Source organism: Streptomyces malachitofuscus (assembly GCF_055571035.1).
In genome coordinates this window covers 163629-186636 of the sequence record NZ_JBVIGA010000006.1, presented here as the reverse complement: position 1 = coordinate 186636, position 23008 = coordinate 163629, and the positions used below count along the sequence as shown (strand labels likewise).

At 70.5% G+C, this 23008-nt stretch carries 22 protein-coding genes and 1 riboswitch; of the genes, 13 read left to right on the top strand and 9 right to left on the bottom strand.

All coding sequences use genetic code 11. The annotated features are described in order from the left end of the window. The first annotated feature begins 36 nt into the window (after nt 1–36). From ACZ44S_RS11160 to ACZ44S_RS11150, 3 genes are all read left to right on the top strand, one after another. Nucleotides 37–297 (top strand): UBP-type zinc finger domain-containing protein, encoded by a 261-nt coding sequence (locus ACZ44S_RS11160; RefSeq protein WP_190161543.1) that lies wholly within the window; start codon nt 37–39, stop codon nt 295–297. 255 nt (nt 298–552) lie between these two features. Further along, on the top strand, nt 553–966 hold the full coding sequence (locus ACZ44S_RS11155; RefSeq protein ID WP_004925829.1) for an ATP-binding protein: 414 nt from the start codon (nt 553–555) through the stop codon (nt 964–966). A gap of 17 nt (nt 967–983) precedes the next feature. After that, on the top strand, nt 984–2114 hold the full coding sequence (locus tag ACZ44S_RS11150) for an RNA polymerase sigma factor SigF (protein ID WP_466927479.1): 1131 nt from the start codon (nt 984–986) through the stop codon (nt 2112–2114). A gap of 3 nt (nt 2115–2117) precedes the next feature. Here the strand turns inward: ACZ44S_RS11150 and ACZ44S_RS11145 are convergent, their stop codons facing one another. Then, nucleotides 2118–2561 (bottom strand): hypothetical protein, encoded by a 444-nt coding sequence (locus ACZ44S_RS11145; protein WP_466927047.1) that lies wholly within the window; start codon nt 2559–2561, stop codon nt 2118–2120. A 117-nt stretch (nt 2562–2678) separates the two neighbouring features. Here ACZ44S_RS11145 and ACZ44S_RS11140 point away from each other — a divergent pair, with 117 nt between their 5' ends. Next, complete coding sequence (locus ACZ44S_RS11140) at nt 2679–3647, top strand: diacylglycerol/lipid kinase family protein (RefSeq protein WP_466927044.1); 969 nt, start codon at nt 2679–2681, stop codon at nt 3645–3647. 317 nt (nt 3648–3964) lie between these two features. Continuing rightward, nucleotides 3965–4222 carry a WhiB family transcriptional regulator gene (locus tag ACZ44S_RS11135; RefSeq protein ID WP_037937783.1) on the top strand — a complete coding sequence of 86 codons (258 nt, stop codon included), beginning with the start codon at nt 3965–3967 and terminating at the stop codon, nt 4220–4222. 213 nt (nt 4223–4435) lie between these two features. Here ACZ44S_RS11135 and ACZ44S_RS11130 read toward each other — a convergent pair whose 3' ends face one another. Further along, nucleotides 4436–5911 carry a sensor histidine kinase gene (locus tag ACZ44S_RS11130; protein ID WP_466927041.1) on the bottom strand — a complete coding sequence of 492 codons (1476 nt, stop codon included), beginning with the start codon at nt 5909–5911 and terminating at the stop codon, nt 4436–4438. A gap of 517 nt (nt 5912–6428) precedes the next feature. On the opposite strand from ACZ44S_RS11130, the gene nagB reads away from it, so the two are divergent. From nagB to ACZ44S_RS11095, 7 genes are all read left to right on the top strand, one after another. Continuing rightward, on the top strand, nt 6429–7214 hold the full coding sequence (gene nagB, locus ACZ44S_RS11125) for a glucosamine-6-phosphate deaminase (protein WP_466927039.1): 786 nt from the start codon (nt 6429–6431) through the stop codon (nt 7212–7214). Nucleotides 7215–7371: 157 nt separating this feature from the next. Beyond that, nucleotides 7372–8136 carry a GntR family transcriptional regulator gene (locus ACZ44S_RS11120; protein ID WP_466927037.1) on the top strand — a complete coding sequence of 255 codons (765 nt, stop codon included), beginning with the start codon at nt 7372–7374 and terminating at the stop codon, nt 8134–8136. 193 nt (nt 8137–8329) lie between these two features. Continuing rightward, nucleotides 8330–8596: a DUF3311 domain-containing protein gene (locus ACZ44S_RS11115; protein WP_466927034.1), complete on the top strand. Its 267-nt coding sequence runs from the start codon at nt 8330–8332 to the stop codon at nt 8594–8596. Then, nucleotides 8593–10224 carry a monocarboxylate uptake permease MctP gene (gene mctP / locus ACZ44S_RS11110; protein WP_466927032.1) on the top strand — a complete coding sequence of 544 codons (1632 nt, stop codon included), beginning with the start codon at nt 8593–8595 and terminating at the stop codon, nt 10222–10224. Before ACZ44S_RS11115 ends, mctP begins: the two co-directional genes overlap by 4 nt. Before the next feature lie 78 nt (nt 10225–10302). Further along, nucleotides 10303–10809 carry a GNAT family N-acetyltransferase gene (locus ACZ44S_RS11105; RefSeq protein WP_466927030.1) on the top strand — a complete coding sequence of 169 codons (507 nt, stop codon included), beginning with the start codon at nt 10303–10305 and terminating at the stop codon, nt 10807–10809. Between the two features lie 15 nt (nt 10810–10824). Next, nucleotides 10825–10994: riboswitch (cobalamin riboswitch) on the top strand. 124 nt (nt 10995–11118) lie between these two features. Beyond that, nucleotides 11119–13482, top strand: a complete 2364-nt coding sequence (locus ACZ44S_RS11100; RefSeq protein ID WP_466927028.1) for a ribonucleoside-diphosphate reductase subunit alpha — start codon at nt 11119–11121, stop codon at nt 13480–13482. After that, nucleotides 13482–14489 carry a ribonucleotide-diphosphate reductase subunit beta gene (locus tag ACZ44S_RS11095; RefSeq protein ID WP_466927025.1) on the top strand — a complete coding sequence of 336 codons (1008 nt, stop codon included), beginning with the start codon at nt 13482–13484 and terminating at the stop codon, nt 14487–14489. The genes ACZ44S_RS11100 and ACZ44S_RS11095 overlap by 1 nt, the downstream gene beginning before the upstream one ends. Before the next feature lie 36 nt (nt 14490–14525). On the opposite strand, the gene ACZ44S_RS11090 is transcribed toward ACZ44S_RS11095, so the two are convergent. Then, the gene (locus tag ACZ44S_RS11090; protein WP_466927023.1) at nt 14526–14750 is read right to left on the bottom strand and encodes a hypothetical protein; all 225 of its coding nucleotides are present in this window, start codon (nt 14748–14750) and stop codon (nt 14526–14528) included. A gap of 92 nt (nt 14751–14842) precedes the next feature. Here ACZ44S_RS11090 and ACZ44S_RS11085 point away from each other — a divergent pair, with 92 nt between their 5' ends. Then, a complete protein-coding gene (locus tag ACZ44S_RS11085; protein ID WP_466927021.1) occupies nt 14843–15805 on the top strand; it encodes a GlxA family transcriptional regulator in 963 nt (320 codons plus the stop codon). A gap of 21 nt (nt 15806–15826) precedes the next feature. Here ACZ44S_RS11085 and ACZ44S_RS11080 read toward each other — a convergent pair whose 3' ends face one another. The 6 genes from ACZ44S_RS11080 to ACZ44S_RS11055 form a co-directional block, all read right to left on the bottom strand. Beyond that, nucleotides 15827–17197 carry a bifunctional albaflavenone monooxygenase/terpene synthase gene (locus tag ACZ44S_RS11080; protein ID WP_466927019.1) on the bottom strand — a complete coding sequence of 457 codons (1371 nt, stop codon included), beginning with the start codon at nt 17195–17197 and terminating at the stop codon, nt 15827–15829. Further along, on the bottom strand, nt 17194–18279 hold the full coding sequence (gene cyc1 / locus ACZ44S_RS11075; RefSeq protein WP_466927017.1) for an epi-isozizaene synthase: 1086 nt from the start codon (nt 18277–18279) through the stop codon (nt 17194–17196). The genes ACZ44S_RS11080 and cyc1 overlap by 4 nt, the downstream gene beginning before the upstream one ends. A gap of 223 nt (nt 18280–18502) precedes the next feature. Further along, a complete protein-coding gene (gene def, locus ACZ44S_RS11070) occupies nt 18503–19153 on the bottom strand; it encodes a peptide deformylase (RefSeq protein ID WP_466927015.1) in 651 nt (216 codons plus the stop codon). 77 nt (nt 19154–19230) lie between these two features. Then, on the bottom strand, nt 19231–20211 hold the full coding sequence (locus ACZ44S_RS11065; RefSeq protein WP_190161526.1) for a hypothetical protein: 981 nt from the start codon (nt 20209–20211) through the stop codon (nt 19231–19233). Between the two features lie 157 nt (nt 20212–20368). Then, complete coding sequence (locus tag ACZ44S_RS11060) at nt 20369–21616, bottom strand: HD-GYP domain-containing protein (protein WP_466927012.1); 1248 nt, start codon at nt 21614–21616, stop codon at nt 20369–20371. After that, nucleotides 21613–22992, bottom strand: coding sequence for an HD-GYP domain-containing protein (locus ACZ44S_RS11055; protein ID WP_466927009.1), 1380 nt, complete (start codon nt 22990–22992; stop codon nt 21613–21615). Before ACZ44S_RS11055 ends, ACZ44S_RS11060 begins: the two co-directional genes overlap by 4 nt. Nucleotides 22993–23008 lie beyond the last annotated feature (16 nt).

Sequence of the window (23008 nt, the reverse complement as noted above, 5' to 3'; positions counted from 1 at the left end):
CGCGGTCGCCCACGGGCGCGTCGTAATCTGGCAATCATGAAACAGTGCACGCACGCCGACGCGCTGCCGCACCCGGAACCCGTCCCGCTCGGTGAGACGTGTCCCGAGTGTGTGCGCGACGGTACCGATCCGGTGCAGCTGCGCCTCTGCCTCACCTGCGGCCACGTCGGATGCTGCGACTCCTCGCCGCGCCGGCACGCCACGGAGCACCACAGGGAAACCGGCCACCCCGTGATGCGGAGCCACGAGCCCGGCGAGGACTGGCGCTGGTGCTTCGTCGATCACGTACTGGTGTGACCGGAGGCGGTCCCGGTGCCGGACGGTTCGACCGTCTGACGTCTGGGTACGTCAATGCGGCGCGCGCTCTTCCCATTTGGGAGCCGCAGACCCCTAGCCACGGAGCGTATCCGTAGTTTTACTATGAGTGACAGCAACGGGTCGGGGTCCCGGGACAGGAGCGCCCGGAGCGCGATAGCGTCACCGCTGAACCACGTAGCGCGTTACCCGGGGGCGAACCGGCCCTGAAACGCTTGTACCACCTTGGAGGTGAGGGTGTCCCAGATCGCAGGCGAGCCCGCGACCCAGGACTTCGTGGAAGTCCGGCTGCCGGCCGCGGGGGCCTACCTGTCGGTGCTGCGTACGGCCACGGCCGGCCTCGCGGCCCGTTTGGACTTCACCCTCGACGAGATCGAGGACCTGCGCATCGCGGTCGACGAGGCCTGCGCGATCCTGCTGCAGCAGGCCGTGCCGGGGTCGGTGCTCAGCTGTGTCTTCCGGCTCGTCGACGACTCGCTCGAGGTGACCGTCTCGGCGCCGACCACGGACGGTCACGCGCCTTCGCGGGACACGTTCGCCTGGACCGTCCTGTCCGCGCTCGCGGGCAAGGTCTCCTCGGCCGTGGACGAGGACAAGACGGTGTCGATCAGCCTCTACAAACAGCGCGGCGCGGGACCCGGGCCGGCGTGAGGAGCGAGGACGGGCCGGTGCGGGACGACGAACGCGGCACACGGGAGCTGCCGGCCGAGCGGGTGCCGGACGGCATCGACGGCATCCCCGAGCAGGCCCGGCCGCATCCGGAGGACGACTCCGCGGAGACCGTCCTCCCGGGCGGCGGGCAGCCCGGCGGTGCCGTGCTGAACACGCCTCCGGCCGGGCATGCCGGGGCCGGTCCGGGCCACGGGGGCGCCCCCGCGCGGGCGACGGGGGACGAGGCGAGCGCTCGGGGAAGGGCGACGGGCGGGACGATGAGCGAGCACGAGCGACACGCCGAGGACGAGGCGCCGCAGGCGTCCGGCGCCCCGGGCGCGCGGAGCACACCGGGCGGGCGGGGCACTCACGGCGCGCACGCGCACCACGACCCGCAGGACCGCAGCGGGGCGCGCGCCCTGTTCCTCGAGCTGCGCACGCTGCAGGACGGCACTCCGGAGTACGCGGAGCTGCGCAACCGGCTGGTGCGCATGCATCTGCCGCTCGTCGAGCATCTGGCGCGCCGCTTCCGCAATCGCGGCGAGCCGCTGGACGATCTCACCCAGGTCGCCACCATCGGGCTGATCAAGTCGGTCGACCGCTTCGACCCGGACCGGGGCGTGGAGTTCTCGACGTACGCCACGCCGACGGTCGTGGGCGAGATCAAGCGGCACTTCCGCGACAAGGGCTGGGCGGTGCGGGTGCCGCGCCGGCTCCAGGAGCTCCGGCTGGCGCTGACCACGGCGACGGCGGAGCTGTCCCAGCTGCACGGCCGCTCCCCCACGGTGCACGAGCTGGCCGAGAAGCTGGCCATCTCGGAGGAGGAGGTCCTGGAGGGCCTGGAGTCGGCGAACGCCTACTCCACGCTGTCCCTGGACGTCCCCGACACCGATGACGAGTCCCCGGCGGTCGCCGACACCCTCGGCGCGGAGGACGAGGCACTGGAGGGCGTGGAGTACCGGGAGTCGCTGAAGCCGCTGCTGGAGGACCTGCCGCCGCGCGAGAAGCGGATCCTGCTGCTGCGCTTCTTCGGCAACATGACCCAGTCGCAGATCGCGCAGGAGGTCGGCATCTCGCAGATGCACGTCTCCCGGCTGCTGGCCCGCACCCTGGCCCAGCTGCGGGAGAAGCTGCTCGTGGAGGAGTAGGCGCTACTTCCCGGCGTTTCCGGGGCCCCGGATGCCGAGCGCCCGGGTCGTCTCCGCGTTGATCAGCAGGATGAGCGCGGTGACGGCCACGACGGCGAGCACGATCCCGGCGGGGATGGCCACACCGTCGGACCGCAGCATGTTGTAGGCCACCGGAAGCGCCATGAGCTGCGTGATGACGGCGGGCCCGCGGCTCCAGCTCCGGCAGGCGAACAGCCCCCGCGCGGCGAGCAGCGGCAGCAGGGCGAGCACGATCAGCGTCACTCCGCCGGTGACGGCCTGCCCGCGGTCGTCCGGTTCGCCGGCGAGTCCGAGGACCAGCAGCCACACCCCGCCGGCCACCAGGGCGAGCCCTTCGAGGGCGGCGAGCGCCGCGGCGTACGTCAGGCGGCGCGGGCGGGGGCCGGTGTCGTCCGAGGTGGTGGTGGGGGTCTGCTCACTGCTCACCCCTGAAGGGTAGCCGTCGCCGTACCGACCTCCCGTGGCGAGGTTCACGCCCCCGGTTCCCGCTCCGGTTCCGCCTCGGTCTGGGCCAGGTACCGCTCAGTAGGTACCCTGCACGTCATGCGTGCTCTTCTCGTGGTCAATCCGGCGGCAACCACCACAAGTGCGCGCACGCGCGATGTGCTGATCCACGCCCTCGCCAGCGAGATGAAGCTGGAGGCGGTCACCACCGAGTACCGCGGGCACGGGCGCGACCTGGGCCGGCAGGCCGCGGAGAGCGACGACATAGACCTGGTGGTGGCCCTCGGCGGGGACGGCACGGTCAACGAGGTCGTCAACGGCCTGCTGCACGCGGGCCCCGACCCGGAGCACCTGCCCGGCCTCGCCGTGGTGCCCGGCGGGTCCACCAATGTCTTCGCCCGCGCGCTGGGCCTGCCCAACCAGCCCGTGGAGGCCACCGGCGTCCTGCTGGACGCGCTGCGCGAGGGCCGGGAGCGCACCGTGGGCCTGGGTCTGACCTCGGGCACGCCGGGCTCGGAGGACGAGGCCGTGCCGTCCCGCTGGTTCACCTTCAACGCGGGGCTGGGCTTCGACGCCGGTGTGGTCGGCCGGGTGGAGCAGCAGCGGGAGCGCGGCAGGAAGTCCACGCACGCGCTGTACATGCGCCAGGTCGTCCGTCAGCTGCTCGGCGATCCGCACCGCCGGCACGGGGTGATCACCCTTGAGCACCCGGGCGAGGAACCGGTCACCGATCTGGTGCTGTCCATAGTCTCGAACACCTCGCCGTGGACGTTTCTCGGCAATCGCCCGATCTACGCGTCACCTAAGGCCTCGTTCGATACGGGCCTCGATCTCTTCGGCCTGAGCCGGATGTCCACCGCCGCGGTTGCCCGGTATGGCACGCAGTTGCTCACTTCGTCCCCGGAGCGCGGGCCGCGCGGCAAGCACGCGGTCTCCCGGCACGACCTGACCCGCTTCACCTTGCATTCGAAGGTGCCGCTGCCCCTCCAGATGGACGGTGACCACCTGGGGCTGCGAACCAGCGTGACGTTCACAGGCGTACGCCGTGCACTGCGTGTGATTGTGTGAGCAGAAAGGGCCAAAGTCCTTTCACTCGAACGTTTAGGCCAGGGTCCACCCCATGGAAGTACGGCTGTGACCTAGTCGACACCGAAGAATCAAAAAAAACTTTTCGGAAGGGGTTGTATCCGCCGCCGAGGTTTGCGAGTCTCTACATGGCGATCGGGACGGCCCGCAACACCGGCCTCCACAGATCACCGGAACCCCTCTTCAAACCCAAGGACCACGCCGGGCAACCTGGCGGTCGGCCCTTCCCTTGTTGAGGGATTCGTGAAAGCGTTCACATTCACAAGCACGTGCAGTTATACCAAGGAGAGGTAGCAGCCATGGACTGGCGTCACAACGCCGTTTGCCGCGAGGAAGACCCCGAGCTCTTCTTCCCCATCGGCAACACCGGTCCCGCGCTGCTGCAGATCGAGGAAGCCAAGGCCGTCTGCCGTCGCTGCCCGGTGATCGAGAACTGCCTCCAGTGGGCGCTCGAGTCCGGTCAGGACTCCGGCGTCTGGGGTGGTCTCAGCGAGGACGAGCGTCGCGCGATGAAGCGCCGCGCCGCCCGCAACCGGGCCCGTCAGGCCTCCGCCTGACACACCCCCTGCTGACAGCCTGAGCTTGGCGGCGCATACATCGCGTATGCATCTCCCGCCCCCGAGCCGCAGCGCGCAGTTCCCCCGCAGTGCTCGGCACAGCTCGAGCCGGGGGACCCCGAGGAACGAGCATCAGCCCCGGACCGCTTACCGGTCCGGGGTCTTTTGCTGTGCCGCGGATGCGACCGGTGCGCTCCGTGTGCGACCCCTGCGCTACTTCTGCGACCGCACCGGGATGTCCAGGATCACCCGGGTTCCCCGGTCCGGGGCCGGGACCATGTCGAAGGTGCCGCTCAACTCGCCCTCCACCAGCGTCCGCACGATCTGCAGGCCGAGGTTGCCCGCGGTGTGCGGGTCGAAGCCCTCGGGCAGACCCACGCCGTCGTCCTGCACGGTGACCAGCAGCCGGGCCTCCTTCGAGGTGCCGCCGCGGACCGCCGACACCTCGACGGTGCCGGTCTCCCCCTCGCCGAAGCCGTGCTCCAGGGCGTTCTGCAGGATCTCCGTCAGCACCATCGACAGCGGGGTGGCGACCTCGGCGTCGAGTATCCCGAAGCGGCCCGAGCGCCGGCCGGTGACCTTGCCCGGTGAGATCTCGGCGACCATCGCGAGGACCCGGTCCGCGATCTCGTCGAACTCCACCCGCTCGTCCAGGTTCTGGGACAGCGTCTCGTGCACGATCGCGATGGAGCCCACCCGCCGGACGGCCTCCTCCAGCGCCGCGCGGCCGCGCTCGGAACCGATGCGGCGGGCCTGGAGGCGCAGCAGCGCCGCGACCGTCTGCAGGTTGTTCTTCACCCGGTGGTGGATCTCCCGGATGGTCGCGTCCTTGGTGATCAACTCACGTTCACGGCGGCGAAGTTCCGTGACGTCCCGGAGCAGGACCAGCGACCCGATGCGGGTGCCCTTCGGCTTGAGCGGGATCGCCCGGAACTGGATCACCCCGTCGTGCGCCTCGATCTCGAACTCGCGCGGCGCCCAGCCGCTGGCCACCTTGGCCAGCGCCTCGTCCACCGGGCCGCGGGAAGGCGCCAGTTCGGCGGTCGTCCGCCCGAGGTGATGCCCCACCAGGTCGGCGGCGAGTCCCATGCGGTGATAGGCGGACAGGGCGTTCGGCGAGGCGTACTGGACGATGCCGTCGGCGTCGAGGCGGATCAGCCCGTCGCCCACGCGGGGCGATGCGTCCATCTCCAGCTGCTGGTTCGCGAACGGGAAGGCGCCGGCCGCGATCATCTGCGCGAGGTCGGAGGCGCTCTGGAGATAGGTGAGCTCCAGCCGGCTCGGGGTGCGCACGGTGAGAAGGTTGGTGTTGCGCGCGATGACGCCGAGGACGCGCCCCTCACGGCGTACGGGGATCGACTCGACCCGTACGGGCACCTCCTCGCGCCACTCCGGGTCGCCCTCGCGCACGATGCGGCCCTCGTCCAGGGCCGCGTCCAGCATGGGCCGTCGGCCGCGCGGCACGAGATGACCCACCATGTCGTCCTGGTACGAGGTCGGGCCGGTGTTGGGACGCATCTGGGCCACGGAGACGTAGCGGGTGCCGTCCCGGGTGGGGACCCACAGGACCAGGTCGGCGAAGGAGAGGTCGGAGAGCAGCTGCCACTCCGAGACCAGCAGATGGAGCCACTCGAGGTCGGTGTCGTCGAGGGCGGTGTGCTGGCGTACGAGCTCGTTCATGGAGGGCACGTCAGCGAGCGTACCCGGGGGTCGCCACCGCCCCGGAAAACACCCGCGGGCCGCGGCGCCTGAGAGGGACCCTCAACCCTCTTCGGCACCGCAGCCCGGAGCAATATCGGCCGTGGGGTGTGCGGTCCCGGTCGGCCGAAGGATGAGGAACCGGGGCAGTCAGGGCAGAGAGCTCCGGATCCTCGGTCCGCCTTCCTGTGCGGGGAAGGCAGGCTTACTGTGTCCCGCTACGCATTGTGGACTAGACCACTGCCCGTGTAAATGCGTCGGGACGCCGTTCTTTGCTGTCACTTCGGCGCCCACCCGAAGGCACAGGCGTCCACCGGGCAGCCTAACCCGTAGGAGTCCCCCGCGGGGACCGGACGGCCGGGGCAATTCGGCGGGCGGCTTCCGGGGCGGCGGCTTCGCCTGGGAGGGCGGGGACCTCTCTGCTAGATTGAGATTGGTCTAAACCACATGCCCCGGGGACCGGGGCGCCAGAACCAGTCGAGACCTCCTGAAGATCGGCAGGCCCACCGTGGAAGTTGTCATCGTTGCGGACGCCAAGGCGGGTGGCGAGCTCATCGCCGAGGCCATGGCACAGCTCCTGCGGCGCAAGCCCGGCGCCCTGCTGGGCGTCGCCACGGGTTCCACGCCGCTGCCCGTCTACGAGGCGCTGGCACACCGGGTGAAGTCCGGCACCGTGGACACCTCGCGCGCGCGGATCGCCCAGCTCGACGAGTACGTGGGACTGCCCGCCGATCATCCCGAGTCCTACCGCTCGGTGCTCCGACGCGAGGTCCTGGAGCCGCTCGGGATCGGGATGGACGCCTTCATGGGCCCGGACGGCACGGCCCAGGACGTACAGGGGGCCTGCGAGGCGTACGACCGGGAGCTGGCCGAGGCCGGCGGTGTGGATCTCCAGCTGCTCGGGATCGGCACGGACGGGCACATCGGGTTCAACGAGCCGTGCTCCTCGCTCGCCTCCCGGACCCGGATCAAGACGCTGACCGAGCAGACCCGGGTGGACAACGCGCGCTTCTTCGACGGCGACATCGAGCAGGTCCCCCACCACGTCATCACCCAGGGCATCGGCACCATCCTGGAGGCCCGCCACCTCGTGCTGCTGGCCACCGGCGAGGGCAAGGCCGACGCGGTCGCCGCGACCGTCGAGGGGCCGGTGGCGGCGGTGTGCCCGGCCTCCGCGCTGCAGCTGCACCCCCACGCCACGGTGGTCGTCGACGAGGCCGCCGCGTCCAAGCTGAAGCTCGCCGACTACTTCCGGCACACCTACGCGAACAAGCCGGGGTGGCAGGGCATCTGACCACCACCCGTGGTCTGGACCAGCCCCTTCCCCAGGGGTATACAAAGGGGATCACGGAGCGTGCGGGGCACACACCCGTCCCGAGCCGTGCCACGATGTCAGCCGTGGCCGATGGGGATGTCGGTCGTTTCGGCAGCCGGAGCCGGGAAGGCAGAGCATGAGCACCGACGTCAGCAGTGCGGAGAACGAGGGTGGGACTACGGTCCGTACGGCGCGTGTGCCCAAGTACTACCGGCTGAAGAAACACCTGCTCGACATGACCGAAACGGCGCCGCCCGGCACACCGGTCCCGCCCGAGCGCACGCTGGCGGCCGAGTTCGACACCTCGCGCACCACCGTGCGCCAGGCGCTCCAGGAGCTCGTGGTCGAGGGGCGCCTCGAGCGCATCCAGGGCAAGGGCACGTTCGTCGCCAAGCCCAAGGTCTCCCAGGCGCTCCAGCTCACCTCGTACACCGAGGACATGCGCGCCCAGGGGCTTGAACCCACCTCGCAGCTGCTCGACCTGGGCTACATCACGGCCGACGACCGGCTCGCCGGGCTGCTCGACATCACGACCGGCGGCCGGGTGCTGCGCATCGAGCGGCTGCGCATGGCCAACGGTGAGCCGATGGCCATCGAGACGACCCATCTGAGCGCGAAGCGCTTCCCCGCGCTGCGCCGCAGCCTGGCGAAGTACACCTCCCTCTACACCGCCCTCGCCGAGGTGTACGACGTCCATCTGGCGGAGGCCGAGGAGACCATCGAGACCTCCCTGGCCACCCCGCGGGAGGCCGGCCTGCTGGGCACCGACGTCGGTCTGCCGATGCTGATGCTGTCCCGGCACTCGCGGGACCGCGACGGCCAGCCGGTGGAGTGGGTGCGGTCGGTGTACCGGGGCGACCGGTACAAGTTCGTCGCGCGCCTGAAGCGCCCCCAGGACTGAGCCGCGGGACCTCTCGGAAGTGCTTCTATATCCAGACAAATTGGGTGGTTGACAAGGTTTTCGTTGCTGTTGCCTCTCGGTTGGGCGGCGCCTGAGTACCGCTCTGCGGGCGAGGGGTTACGACCGCGCCGCGCCCTGACCTACATTTCCGCGCATTACCGCCGGTGATCAGTGAGGGGACGGTAGCCGTCTGATGTCGCAAGCTCCAGAGAACCCGGGAGGGCCGGTGGTGACGCCCATGCGCGTCGTCATCGCCCTCTGTCTCGTCGCACCGTTCGTGGCCATGCTGTGGGTCGGTTCGTACGCGAAGACCGACCCCGTCGTCATCGGCATCCCGTTCTTCTACTGGTACCAGATGCTGTGGGTGCTGATCTCCACCGTGCTGACGATGATCGCCTACAAGCTGTGGCAGCGTGACCAGCGCGCCCGTTCGGCCTCGAAGGGCGGTGCGTCGCGGTGAACGACGGCGTGAACGGCGTGGCACTCGCCGTCTTCATCTTCTTCTTCCTGCTCGTCACGGCCATGGGGTTCATGGCCGCGCGCTGGCGCAAGGCCGAGAACGAGCACAGCCTCGACGAGTGGGGTCTGGGCGGCCGCTCCTTCGGAACCTGGGTCACCTGGTTCCTGCTCGGCGGCGACCTGTACACCGCCTACACCTTCGTCGCCGTACCGGCGGCGATCTACGCGGCGGGCGCGGCCGGCTTCTTCGCGGTGCCGTACACGATCCTGGTGTACCCCCTGATCTTCACCTTCCTGCCCCGGCTGTGGTCGGTGTCGCACAAGCACGGCTATGTGACGACATCCGACTTCGTGCGCGGCCGGTTCGGCTCGAAGGGCCTGTCGCTGGCCGTCGCGGTCACCGGCATCCTGGCGACGATGCCCTACATCGCGCTCCAGCTGGTCGGCATCCAGGCCGTGCTGGACGTGATGGGCGTCGGCGGCGGCGAGGACACCAACTGGTTCATCAAGGACCTGCCGATCCTGATCGCCTTCGGTGTGCTGGCCGCGTACACGTACTCGTCGGGTCTGCGCGCTCCCGCTCTGATCGCCTTCGTGAAGGACACGCTGATCTACATCGTCATCGCGGTGGCGATCATCTACATCCCGATCAAGCTGGGCGGCTTCGACGAGATCTTCGCCTCCGCGCGGGAGGCCTACAGCCAGACCAACCCGGCCACGGGCGCACCGCGCGGTGCGCTGGTACCGGGCGAGGCGAGCCAGTGGACGTACGCCACGCTGGCGCTCGGCTCAGCGCTCGCGCTGTTCATGTACCCGCACTCGATCACCGCGACGCTGTCCTCGCGCAGCCGTGAGGTGATCCGCCGCAACACCACGATCCTGCCGCTGTACTCGCTGATGCTGGGTCTGCTGGCGCTGCTCGGCTTCATGGCCATCGCGGCCGGGGTCAAGGTCAGCAACGGCCAGCTGGCCATTCCGCAGCTGTTCGAGAACATGTTCCCGGCCTGGTTCGCGGGCGTGGCCTTCGCGGCGATCGGCATCGGCGCACTGGTGCCGGCGGCGATCATGTCGATCGCGGCGGCGAACCTGTTCACCCGCAACATCTACAAGGACTTCATCAAGCCGGACGCGACGCCCAAGCAGGAGACCCAGGTCTCCAAGATCGTGTCCCTGCTGGTGAAGGTGGGCGCGCTGCTCTTCGTCCTGACCATGGACAAGACGGTCGCGATCAACTTCCAGCTCCTCGGCGGCATCTGGATCCTGCAGACCTTCCCGGCGCTGGTGGGCGGCCTGTTCACCCGCTGGTTCCACCGCTGGGCGCTGATCGGCGGCTGGGCCGTCGGCATGATCTACGGCACGGCCGCCGCGTACGGGGTGGCCTCGCCGACGCAGAAGCACTTCGGCGGGTCGTCGAAGGAGATCCCGGGCATCGGCGAGATCGGCTACATCGGTCTCACCGCCTTCGTGCTCAACGTCGTGGTCACGGTCGTCCTGACCTTCGTCCTGCGGGCCCTCAAGGCGCCCGAGGGCATCGACCAGACCAAGCCGGAGGACTACACGGCGGACGCGGGCGACCCCGGAGTCCAGGTGGAGCTTCCGCCGGCCACGGCCGGCAGCAGCAGCCACTGACGCCGTAGTCGCATCCGAGGACGGGCCGCCGGAGAAATCCGGCGGCCCGTCCTCGTACCCGTCCGGCACACTCCCCCCATGGACATCGTCATCAGGCCGGTGCAGCCCGGCGAGTACGAGCAGCTGGGTGAGATCACCGCGGGGGCCTATCTGCTGGACGGACTGCTGGACTTCGGGGAGAGCGACGCGTACCTCGGTGAGCTGCGCGACGTGGCGAAGCGGGCGGCCGCGGCCGAGGTGCTGGTCGCCGCGGAGCACGGAGTGGTGCTGGGCGGGGTGACGTTCGTGCCGGGCCCCGGGCCGATGGCCGACATAGCGGGGCCGGGCGAGGCGGAGATCCGGATGCTGGCGGTGGCCCGCGCGGGCCGGGGCCGCGGGGCCGGGGAGGCTCTGGTGCGCGCCTGTGTCGACCGGGCACGGGGGATCGAGGGGTGCAGGCGGATCGTGCTGTCGACCCAGCGCACCATGCACTCCGCCCACCGCATCTACGAACGGCTGGGCTTCACCCGCACCCCGGACCGGGACTGGAACCCGCTGCCGGAGCTGGACGACATCATGCTCCTCACCTACGAGTTGACGCTCTGACACCGGTCCGACACAACATATGGGGGTGCTGGCGGCACCCGGCACAAGATGTATGCTCATGCTCGCTGTCGCCGCAGGGGAATCCGGTGCGAATCCGGAACTGTCCCGCAACGGTGTACCCATGCCTGCCCGCCCGCGGGCGCATGGGCGTCAGTCCGAGGACCTGCCGACAGTGCGCCCGGCCGTCCGGTCCGGGTGCCCTGACGTCCGGGCCTCGCGGAATGGGCCGGTGGACGCGACGCCGCGTGCGCTCGTGTGCTGCCCCCTGCGCTCTTCGAGGCCCCCGTGCCGAGCGAGGGAGAGCCCCACGTGACCATCGCGCCAGCCGATCCGGCTTCAGCGATCGACGTGACCGAGGAGGGCGGCGGCCCCGGTGCCGCGCTGCTGCGGACCCTGACGGAGCTGACCGCCGACCTGCCCGACGCCGACCCCGGCCGGGTCGCCGCCGCGGCGCTGCGCGGCCGGTCCGCGGACGCCGACGAGGCGGAGCTGCGGGAACTGGCCACCGAGGCGGCGGCCGGGCTCATCTCCGAGGACCCGGCCTACTCCCGGCTGGCCGCCCGGCTGCTGACCATCGCCATCCGCGCGGAGGCCGCCTCCCAGGGCGTCACGTCGTTCACCCGGTCCGTCGCGACCGGGCACCGCGAGGGTCTCATCGCCGACCGGACCGCCGCGTTCGTCCGGCTGCACGGGGACCGGCTCGACGCGCTGATCGACACCCGCGCCGACGACCGCTTCGGCTACTTCGGCCTGCGCACCCTGCACAGCCGCTACCTGCTGCGGCATCCGGTCACCCGCAAGGTCGTCGAGACGCCCCAGCACTTCCTGCTGCGGGTCGCCGCCGGTCTCGCCGAGGACGACGGCGCCCGCGCGGTGGAGGAGGTCGCCGCGCTGTACACGCTGATGAGCCGCCTGGAGTACCTGCCCTCCTCCCCCACCCTGTTCAACTCCGGTACCCGGCACCCCCAGATGTCGTCCTGCTACCTGCTGGACTCCCCCAAGGACGAGCTGGACTCCATCTACGACCGCTACCACCAGGTCGCCCGGCTCTCCAAGCACGCCGGCGGCATCGGGCTGGCCTACTCCCGCATCCGCTCGCGGGGTTCGCTGATCCGCGGCACCAACGGGCACTCCAACGGCATCGTCCCGTTCCTGAAGACGCTGGACGCCTCGGTCGCGGCCGTGAACCAGGGCGGGCGGCGCAAGGGCGCGGCGGCGGTCTACCTGGAGACCTGGCACTCCGACATCGAGGAGTTCCTGGAGCTGCGCGACAACACCGGTGAGGACGCCCGCCGTACGCACAACCTGAACCTCGCGCACTGGGTGCCGGACGAGTTCATGCGCCGGGTTGACGCCGACGGGCAGTGGTCGCTCTTCTCCCCGGCGGACGTGCCGGAGCTGGTGGACCTGTGGGGCGAGGAGTTCGCTGCGGCGTACCGGGCCGCCGAGGCGAAGGGTCTGGAGCGCAGGACGCTCCCGGCGCGGGAGCTGTACGGCCGGATGATGCGCACCCTCGCACAGACCGGCAACGGCTGGATGACGTTCAAGGACACCGCCAACCGGACGGCCAACCAGACGGCGACCGCGGGCCACGTCATCCACTCCTCGAACCTCTGCACGGAGATCCTCGAGGTCACCGACGACGGGGAGACGGCGGTCTGCAACCTGGGGTCGGTCAACCTCGGCGCCTTCGTGGAGCGGGGAGACATCGACTGGGAGCGCCTCGACGCGACGGTGCGCACGGCCGTGACGTTCCTCGACCGGGTCGTCGACATCAACTTCTACCCGACCGAGCAGGCGGGCCGTTCCAACGCCAGGTGGCGCCCCGTGGGTCTCGGCGCCATGGGCCTGCAGGACGTCTTCTTCCGGCTGCGGCTGCCCTTCGACTCCCCGGAGGCGAAGGCCCTGTCCACGAAGATCGCCGAGCGGATCATGCTCGCCGCCTACGAGACCTCCGCCGACCTGGCCGAACGCGACGGCCCGCTGCCCGCGTGGGAGAAGACCCGCACCGCGCGGGGCGTGCTGCACCCCGACCACTACGACGTCGAGCCGGCCTGGCCGGAGCGGTGGGCGGCGCTGCGGACGCGGATCGCGGCCACCGGGATGCGCAACTCGCTGCTGCTGGCGATCGCGCCCACCGCCACCATCGCGTCGATCGCGGGGGTGTACGAGTGCATCGAGCCGCAGGTGTCCAACCTGTTCAAGCGCGAGACGCTGTCCGGGGAGTTCCTCCAGGTCAACTCGTACCTGGTGAACGATCTGAAGGCGCTCGGCGTGTGGGACGCGCGCACGCGCGAGGCACTGCGCGAGGCGGGCGGCTCGGTACAGGACTTCGCGTGGATCCCCGAGGAGGTGCGCCGGCTGTACCGCACGGCGTGGGAGATCCCGCAGCGCGGTCTGATCGACATGGCCGCCGCCCGCACCCCGTATCTGGACCAGGCGCAGTCGCTCAACCTGTTCCTGGAGACGCCGACCATCGGCAAGCTCTCCTCGATGTACGCGTACGCCTGGAAGCAGGGCCTGAAGACCACGTACTACCTGCGGTCCCGCCCGGCGACCCGGATCGCCCGGGCGGCGCGCGCCTCCGTCCCCGTCCCCGCCCGGCAGACGCCCGATCCCGAAGCGGTCGCCTGCTCCCTGGAAAACCCCGAGTCCTGCGAGGCCTGCCAGTGATGACCGACAAGAACCTGCTCGACCCCGGCTTCGAGCTGACTCTCCGCCCCATGCGCTACCCGGACTTCTACGAGCGCTACCGGGACGCCATCAAGAACACCTGGCACGTGGAGGAGGTGGACCTGCACTCGGACGTCGCCGACCTGGCGAAGCTCAGTCCGGAGGAGCAGCACCTGATCGGACGGCTGGTGGCGTTCTTCGCCACGGGCGACTCGATCGTGGCGAACAACCTGGTGCTGACGCTGTACAAGCACATCAACTCCCCCGAGGCGCGGCTGTATCTCTCGCGGCAGCTGTTCGAGGAGGCGGTGCATGTCCAGTTCTATCTGACGCTGCTGGACACCTATCTGCCCGACCCGGACGACCGGGCGGCGGCCTTCGCGGCCGTGGAGAACATCCCGTCCATCCGGGAGAAGGCCGAGTTCTGCTTCAGGTGGATGGACTCGGTGGAGAAGATCGACCGGTTGGAGACGCGCGGGGACCGCCGCCGCTTCCTGCTGAACCTGATCTGCTTCGCCGCCTGCATCGAGGGGCTGTTCTTCTACGGCGCCTTCGCCTACGTGTACTGGTTCCGCGGGCGGGGCCTGCTGCACGGGCTGGCGACCGGCACCAACTGGGTGTTCCGCGACGAGACGATGCACATGTCCTTCGCCTTCGACGTGGTCGACACCGTGCGCAAGGAGGAGCCGGAGCTCTTCGACGAGGAGCTCGGCCGGCAGGTCACCGACATGCTGCGCGAGGCGGTCGAGGCGGAACTGCAGTTCGCGCGCGACCTGTGCGGGGACGGGCTGCCGGGCATGAACACCGAGTCGATGCGGCAGTACCTGGAGTGCGTCGCCGACCAGCGGCTGGTGCGGCTGGGCTTCGCGCCGGTCCACGGCTCGGAGAACCCGTTCTCCTTCATGGAGCTCCAGGGCGTCCAGGAGCTCACCAACTTCTTCGAGCGGCGTCCGTCCGCGTACCAGGTCGCCGTGGAGGGCACGGTCGACCTGGACGAGGACTTCTGACGAGGACGTCCGGGGAACCGGGCCCCCGGTGCCGCCTCACGCCGCCCTTGCGGTGCGGTGTGAGGCGGCACCCTGCGCCGGGCGGGCCGGCGTCCGGTCGGCGGGGCGCTCGGCGGCCGCGCGGGCGGCCTCGGCACGCGCGATCTGCCGGTCGATCCGGCGGTCGTGCGCGATGCCGATCAGGGCGGGGAGGGTCACGAGGACGAGCAGGCCGAGAACGGCCACCAAGGCGATCAGCGCTTCCGTCTGGTTCGTATCCATGTCACCACTGTCGCGCGGAACACTCCTTACTGGCAGTGGCAGGACTGCCGTAGACCCTCGATTTACTGCCAACGTCGAGGCACACTGGAGCCATGCTGAAGAACGTGGCCGCCGTCCTCCTCGACGGCGTGAACCCCTTCGAACTCGGCGTCGTCTGCGAGGTCTTCGGCGTCGACCGCAGTGACGACGGGCTGCCGGTCTACGACTTCGCCGTCGTCTCGGCCGACGGCCCTACCGTGCGCAGCAACACGGGCTTCGCGCTGCAGCTCGAGCACGGCCTGGAGCGTCTGGAGACGGCCGACCTCGTGACCGTGCCCGCCGGTTCCTCCTACGTCTCCCGGGAGTTCCCGCCCGAGCTGCTGGACGCCCTGCGCCGGGCCGTGGACCGGGGCGCCCGGGTGCTCAGCGTCTGCTCCGGGGTGTTCGTCCTCGCCGCCGCCGGGCTCCTCGACGGCCGGCGGGTCACCTCCCACTGGAAGCACGCGGAGGAGCTGACCAGGCGGTATCCGCATCTGACCGTGGAACCGGACGTGCTCTACGTCGACGAGGACCCGGTGATCACCTCCGCCGGCACCGCCGCCGGGATCGACGCCTGTCTGCATCTGGTCCGCAAGGAGCAGGGTCCGGAGGTCGCCAACAAGATCGCCCGGCGTATGGTGGTCCCCCCGCACCGCGACGGCGGCCAGGCCCAGTACATCGAGCGCCCGCTGCCCCGGCCGGGGGGCGACACCGTCTCCGAGGTGCTGGTGTGGATGGAGCGGCACCTCGACGAGGAGGTCACCGTCGAGCAGCTCGCCGCCCGCGCCCACATGTCCCCGCGCACCTTCGCCCGCCGCTTCCAGCAGGAGACAGGCACCACGCCCTACCGCTGGATCCTGCGCCAGCGGGTCCTGCTGGCCCAGCAGCTGCTGGAGGCGACGGACGAGACCGTGGACGCGATCGCGGGCCGCACCGGCTTCGGCAACGCGGCGGCCCTGCGCCACCACTTCGTGCGGGCCGTGGGCACCACCCCGCAGGCCTACCGGCGCGCGTTCCGGGGCCCGGAGGCCGCCTGAACGCGCGCCGGTACGGGACGGTCAGCGGGGCAGCGCCCGCAGCATCAGCCGGCGTGGCCGGAGCGTGATGCCGATCCGGGGCCGGGCGTCGGAGCCGTGCGCGTGCTCGAACCGGTAGGCGGAGGCGACCGCCGCGGTGATGAGGGTGAGCTCGGCCATCGAGAAGTGGTCACTGGGGCACTTGCGGTTGCCCACGCTGAACGGGCTCATCGCGTACTTGGGCACGTCCTTGGCCCGTTCGGGAAGCCAGCGGTCCGGATCGAACTCCTCGTTCCGCTCGTAGGACCGCCGGTCGCGCTGGACGGCGTACGGGCTGTAGATGAGGTCCGCCCCCTTGGGAATGCGGTATCCGCCGAGTTCCGTGTCGGCCACCGCGCGGCGCGTCAATATCCAGACGGCCGGATGCAGGCGCAGGGTCTCGGTGACGACATTCGCGGTGTACGTCAGCTTTCGGACGTCCTCGAATGCGACGGGGCGGTCACCGACGACGGTTTTCACCTCGTCGCGGATCTTGTCGCCCAGTTCCGGGTGCTCGGTGAGAACCAGGAGGAGGGACATGACAGTGGATCCGACGGTTTCAGCGCCGGGGGTAAGGATGGCGATGACCTGATCGTGCACCTCCTGTTCCCCTATGGGCTCGCCATTGTCGTCCTTCGCCTCCAGCAAAGCCGTCAGCAAATCGTTCGGCTTTTGACCGCTTGCCCGTCGGTCGGCGACGATCTCGTCCACCAGGACATGCAAATCGGCCAGAGCCCGGTTGAATTCCCGGTTGGCCGGTAGTGGCACCTTGTAGAGCGGTCCGAGGGGCACCACCATGCGCTGGTACATGCCGCTGAACAGCGTGGCGAGGTCGGTGCAGATCCGCTCCGCCCGGTCGTCCATGTAGCTGCCGCGCATCAGGCAGCGGGCGGCGACCCGGACGGCCACACGGAAGGACTCCGCCGTGATGTCCAGCACCTCGCCCGAGCGCCAGCGCTCCACCAGCGCGTACGCCTCCTCCGCCATGATCGGCCCGTAGGCGGGGATCGCGTCGAGCCGGAAGGCGGGCTGGATGGTGCGGCGCTGGCGCCGGTGGAGCGGGCCGTTGGCGGTGGCGACGCCCTCCCTGCCGAGCAGGTCCTCCAGGGACTCCCACAGCGGTCCGGCGATGATGTAGTCGGGACTCAGGGCCACCGCCCCGGTGAGGGCGGGGGTGGTGACGGCGTACACCGTCTTCGGTCCCAGTTTCAGGCGCACGACCTCGCCGTGGTCGCGCAGCCCGGACAGGAAGGCCAACGGATCGCGGGCCAGCTTCCAGCCGTGGCCGAGGAGGGGGACTCCCCCGCCGGCCAGGGGCGGTTCGGACAGTGCGGTCGTCGCGGACGTCTCGGGTTTCACCGACTCGACGGTCATTTCCCACCTGCCGCTTCGTTGTTGACGTACGGGGGCGTGGACCGGTCGTCCCAGCTGTCGACCCGGTACCGGCCGGACTCGTGGTGGAACCAGTAGACGGAACTGAACCAGTTCCGCATGTTGCCGACACAGGTGCGAACGGCGGCGCTCGTTTCCTTTCCTCCGACGGTGCCGTCGTCGAGGGCGTCGGCGAATCGCAATGCATCGTGTTCCGCATTCTGGAATTCGCGGATGCATTCCTCGACGCGATTCCTCATCTCGACGATCGCCTCTTCGAGTGTCAGTCCCTCATGGGTGACGAGACTGATGCCGAGATTGTGCACCTCGCTGCCCGCGATTTCCTTCGGCAGCGAGCAGAGGTCGTTGTACCAGGCGGCGAATTCCTGACTGAGCAGCGCCGACTTCCGGTACGCCGGGTTCTTCCGTACCGGGTCCGGAAGTTCACTTCCCGCACTCGGTTCCAGGAGATCCGTCCAGATCCAGTGCGCGAAGGTGAGCCGGCGCAGTTCCAGGTATTCCTCCACGGTGGGGACGATTCCCTCCGTACGGTTGTGGAATTCCCGGTCGTACGCCTCGATCACCGCGTGGAAGTGCCGCGCGAACCGGGCGTTCCAGCTGCCCGGCAGGAAGGTGTAGAGCCGTCGCACGCTGTCCGCGAGCCCCGCGACCACCGGATCCTCGTGACGCAGGTGATCGGTGGGACTGTCGAGGGCCCTGTGCAGCAGGTCCTTCAACCGCCGCCAGGCGGTGGGCCGGCCGTGCACGATGTCGCGGTCGTGCCGGTCGTCCCAGACGAAGAACCACGCGCTGTAGTCCGCTATCGCCTGCAGGACCTCGTCGGGGGCGCCAATGTAGTACCCCGCCATAAGGTCGGTGTAGCACAGGCCATCGGCATATTCCTCCACCTTGTCCGCCGGCATGAGCCGCTTTTCGAGCAGCCACGCCCTGGTCGTTTCCTGAAGCTTCGGCCAATACGGGTGGAGTTGCCGGGGAAACGCCGTCTCGATCACCGGAAGAGACAGCGCCGGTGGAACCGCGATGGTGGTCGGTGTCGATGTGGTGCCGTGTGACAAAGCATGCACGAACAATCCCCTCTCAGCCGCCAGTTGGCGTGCGCCCGCCCCCCGAGCCGGGCGCACGCCGTGCGTATCCCCGCACCTCCATTCAGCACCACAACTGACCGTTCTGGGAACGGATTTGCTTCTTTCACTACCTTTCGGCACGCACAGACGAACGGCGCCCGACCGGAGAGGTGTCCGGTCGGGCGCCGTTCGGGAGGAAGCGGAAGGGCTCCGTCAGGGGCGGTCAGTCGTTGGCGACCACGGGGTAGCGCGGCTCGTTCTCGGCCATCTGCCGCAGCGCCGCCTTGCGCTCCCGCTTGGACAGCCGGTCGATGTACAGGTAGCCGTAGAGGTGGTCGGTCTCGTGCTGCAGACACCGCGCGAAGTAGCCGGTGCCGCGTACCCGGACCGGGTTGCCCTTCTCGTCCTGTCCGGTCACTTCGGCGTAGTCCGGGCGGGCCAGGGAAGCGTAGGCGGTCGGCACCGACAGACAGCCCTCGCTGCTGTCGTCGAGCCGGCGCTGCTCGGCGGGCAGTTCGACCGGCTTCGGGTTGCAGACCACGCCGACGTGGCGCACGCCCTCGTCGTCCGGGCAGTCGTAGACGAAGACCTTCAGGTCGACGCCGATCTGGTTGGCGGCCAGGCCCACGCCCTCGGCCGTGCGCTGGCTGGCGAACATGTCGGCGACCAACTGCTGGAACTCCTCGCCGAAGTCCGTGACGTCCTTGCACTCCTTGTGCAGCACCGGGTTGCCGACCACCGTGATCGGACGCGAGGTGCCACGCTCGCGCCAGGCCGCCTCGCGCTCCTCGCAGTCCTCCGTGTCGATGACGAACCCCTCGTCGTCGACGGGGAGCACGCCCGCCTGCTGCTGATCGGTGTCCTGCTGAGCCATGACCGAGGTGTGCCTTCCTGGGAAAATCCGGGGGTGATGCTGATACAGGGTACGGGGAACGATCTGCGCGCCCGCCCCTAACAGACCTCTTCGAGATCCCGCCAGTCCCGCGAGTCAGGGCTGTCCGCAACCCACCCGTCCAGTAGCCCCCGCACCAGCGAAGCCGGCGCAGCAAGACCGCACTCGCGCTCCGGGACCCACAACTGCCCGTCCGTGCGATGGCCCAGGGGACCGGGGTGCCCCGGCTCGCTGTGGTCGTGCGGGTCCAGGTGCTCGCCCTCGCCCTCGTCGGACGGCATCCGGGACTCGGAGCACATCCGGCACAGCAGCCGCACGGACGAGGACCAGTCCTCGGCGGCGAAACCGGCGTCGGAGGCCAGCTGTTCCAGGGCGTCCCGGTCCGTCTCGGACGCGGCCTCCAGCAGCACCACCCACGTCGGCACCGGCGACGGCGCCCACAACTCGATCTCGTCGAACACCGGGTAGGTGTGCCCGGCGGCGGTGCTGCGCTCGCCGTGCGGCACACCGTCGTGCAGGACGACCTCGCCCCAGCGGCGTCCGGAGGACGGCAGCGGAATGGACAGCACCTCGATCCGGGCGGGGTCCAGGCGCCGCCCCCACACGACCTCCGCCTCCCCCTCCGGGGACAGCCGTACGGCCGCACTGCCCAGGTCCATGCCGAGCGGCTCACCGGAGTCGGTGGCCGGTCCTGGCACCTTCAGCCCGTAGGCCTGCCAGGCCCGCCGGGCCAGCGGCCAGTCCTGCAGGGCGGTGGCGGCGATGCCGACGTTCCACCAGTCGGGAGCCCCGGTGTCGCGGTCGAGCAGCGCCACGGCGCGCAGGCCCGCCGACCGCGCCTGCTCCCAGTCGTGCCGGAACTTGTGCAGCAGCGCCAGATTGAACCAGGACTCCGAGAGCCAGGGCTCCAGATCGGCGGCACGTGTCAGCAGCGCGCCCGCGTCCTCGTACCGGCCGTCGCCGATGAGCGTGAACGCGCGATCCGTGGCCTGCCGCCAGGAGGCGGAGGGCCGGTGCCGTCCCTTGCCGAAGATCCTCACGATTCCCGCCTGCCAGTTCCGTTCGGTGGGCCGGCTGTACCGATCCGCGCCCCCGGACACCCTCTCCTTCGCATCCAACCACGTACGGCCACAAGGACGCTCATTACCCATGGGTTACCCAGCCTCGCACGGGGTCAGACAGTCCCGTGCGAGGCTCTCACCACGACCGGTCTCCATCCGCACGCGCCCCCTCCGTGTTCCGTGACAGCACCCGGGCCAGCGCCTCGACGACCTCCGGCGCGTACTCCCCGGCGGTAGCGAGCCGCAGTTCCTCCAGTGCGGTCAGCGGCCCGCCGGGACCTCCTTCCCGGGACTTCTCCTCGTACGCGTTCACCACCCGGACGATCCGCGCGGCGAGCGGCTGCTCCGGATGCGGGTCGGCCTGGCGTTCGACGATCCCGGCCACCCGGGGGTCGACCCCGGTCTGCCGCACCACGGCGCCGCCGAGCAGCGCGATCCGCCGCTGCTCGGAGACCGGCAGGCCGGCGGTGGCACCCGCGGGGACCGGGTCGACGAGGCTGAGCTGGCCGATGTCGTGCATCAGCGCCGCGTACTCCAGCACGGTCAGCTCGGGCTCGGTCAGCCCGAGGTCCCGGCCCACCGCCTGGCTGAGCGCGGCGACCCGGCGGGCATGGCCGGCGGGGGTGCACCCGGCGATCTCGGTGGCCCGCGCCAGGGACGCGATGGTCTGCCGGTAGGTGGCGCGGACGGCGGCGTACCGCCGGTAGGACAGCTGGGCCAGCAGCAGGGGCACGGAGAAGACGGGCAGCGCCCACAGCCCCACGACGGCGACCCCGAGCGCCATCACGGCACCGGTGGCGATGACGGCGGCCCCGATGCCGGGAACGGCCCGCAGTTCGTCACGGAGCATCGGCAGGAAGGGCCAGCCGGTGCGGGAGTGGGCCAGCGCGGCGGCGAGCACGGCGTCGCACAGAGCGGTGAGGGACAGCAGGGCGAGCAGCAGCATCGCGTGGGCGGAACCGCCCCAGTCGTCGAAGACCCCCCGGTTGTTGAGGGGCTGGAAGCACAGGGCGACGAAACCGACGGTCAGCACCCGGCGGGCCGCCGGGTCGAGGGCGGGTCCGTCGCCGCGCCCGACGTGCGGCACGCTGCCGAGCAGGGACGCGGCGAGCACCACGGTGACGACCTGGGCGGCGCCGTGGTGGGTGGGCCGCCCCGCGGTCTCGGCGAGCAGCGCGTACGACAGCGAGCCGGCGGCGGCCAGCGGAGCGGCCTGACGGATCCGGGTCCCGTTGCGCCGGGTGAGCTCGCCGACCGTGACGAGCACCCCGAACGCCAGGGCGGCTCCCCGTTCCTCGACGCCGTTGTAGAGGGTGCTGCCCAGGGAGCCCGTCGCGAGGACGGCGGCACAGAGGTGCACGACGGTGTGCAGCCGCGGCCTCACCGGCGCGCCCCGGACCGGTCGGTGAGCGGCGCTGCGGGCCCCGGAAGGGCGGTGGAGCGGTGGTCGTCGGCGGTCACCGCCGGGTGCCAGCCGGACCGGCCGATGGCGCGTACCAGTGCGCCGACCATCCGCGGGTCGAAGTGGGTGCCCGCGCACCGGCGGAGCTCCTCGAGCGCCGCGGGCACGGGCCGTGCCCTGCTGTAGGAGCGGTTGGAGGTCATCGCGTCGAAGGCGTCGGCGACCGCGACCACCCGGGCGGGTTCGGGGATCTGACCGCCCGCCAGCCCGTAGGGGTAGCCCGAGCCGTCCAGCCGCTCGTGGTGGTGCAGCACCGCCGCGCGGGCCTCGCCGAGGAAGGAGATGCCCCGCACCATCTCGTGCCCGTACTCGGGATGGAGTTCGATCACCCGGCGTTCCTCGGCGGTCAGCGGGCCGTTCTTGGTGAGCAGCCGGGTGGGGACACCGAGCTTGCCGACGTCGTGCAGGATGCCGGCGAAGCGCAGCATCTCGACCCGTTCGTCGTCCAGGCCCAGTTCCCGGGCGATCATCATCGACGCCCGTCCGACGCGCTCGCTGTGTCCGCGCGTGTAGCCGTCCTTGATGTCGACGGCCTGGACGAGCGCGCGGATCGTGGCCTGGTGGGCGGCCCGCTCCCGGTGGTACTGGGCGAACGCCCACCACGAGACGCCCATCGGCAGCAGCACCGGCAGCGCCGCCATGGGGCCGTAGGCGCTGCGCCACAGCAGCGCCATCATGAGCCCGGCCAGACCGTGCACGGTGAGCGGTGCCAGAGACCGCAGGAAGTGCCGCCACCACGCGGCGAGGGCCGTCATCGGCCGCCCGCGCGGGGATCTGCGGGACGCCGTCGCCGGGATGCCGCCGTCGAGCAGGGTGAGCACCAGGCAGAACGCCAGGACCGCGGCCCCGGCCGTCGCCAGCGCGCCCGGTACGTCGCAGTCCGCCACCGCGCCGGGCCCCCCGGCCGCCGCGTGGACCCGGCCGGCCGCCCACACGGCGAGCACCAGCTGAGCGGCCCGCCAGAGCCTGTGCGCCGGGTACGGCCGCTGCTCCACGGGAAGCAGAAGCGCCCCGGGCAGCGCGACCAGCGCGGCGGCGTACGGCGGCAGCAGGAAGGCCCCGGCGAGCAGAACGGGGTGGAAGGTGCCGCCCGGGTACGGGGCGGCGACGAGACGTGACCGGGCGAGGCGCTCGCATCCGGCGTACAGCGCGGCGAGCAGGACGACCGGCCACCAGGGGACGGGGACGTCCGGGAGGACTCCCGGTGCCGTCAGCACCGGCGGCGGAACCAGACAGAGCAGGCCCAGCAGGGTGACACCGGCGACATACGCCCTGGCCCGCGCCGGTAACGCCTCCATGAGCCCCACCCCCGAC